The 581-nt window shown below is 40.3% G+C and carries 1 pseudogene; it reads right to left on the bottom strand.

What is annotated here, in order from left to right:
* Positions 1 to 581: pseudogene (locus RG571_RS12060) on the bottom strand (transposase); the annotation flags it as partial.

The following is a 581-nucleotide window of genomic DNA, read 5'->3' as shown; positions in this document are numbered from 1 at the left end:
TTTTTGCCAGTACATAAAGGTTGCCTTAGGGAACTTTAAAGTTTCTAGAAGCTCAACTAATTTAAACGGTCCTCGGAGGCTTGCGATGATTCGTGCAATTGCTTCATTCGTCGTTGTTGGGCTTCCTGTTTTCGCAGCTTCCTCAATTCTTTTAAAAAGGCATTTTCAATTTGAAGGGAACGGACTCGTTTCTCCAACTCCTCGATGCGTTCACGTTCTTTAGACGTTGCTTTAGTTGTAGATTTTTTCTTATTTTTGGGTTCATTTTTCTTAGACAAGATAGGTGGACATCCTTTCATTTTTGAGAGTCCATCGATCCCACCCTCACGGAATTGACGCATCCAACTAGCGATCAAATTAGGGTTGTTCATGTTAAGTGTGTTGGCAACTTCACGATAGGACAGCTCACTTGTTAGATATAACTCTATCGCATCCAGCTTAAATTGAACAGAATATTTTTTCTTTTGTCGCTTTCTTACTAGACCCTCTTCACCAAATTCTTGATAGGCATTGATCCAGCGCTTCACTTGTGATGGAGCCTTAATGGAATACTTCTTTGCCAGATAATCACTTCCGCCTTT

Origin of the sequence: Enterococcus sp. FR204 (assembly GCF_031143325.1) — a bacterium.
GTDB classification, from domain to species: Bacteria; Bacillota; Bacilli; order Lactobacillales; family Enterococcaceae; genus Enterococcus_B; species Enterococcus_B faecium.
The sequence above is the reverse complement of the archived record's forward strand: the minus strand, read 5'-3'. Positions and strand labels throughout refer to the sequence as shown.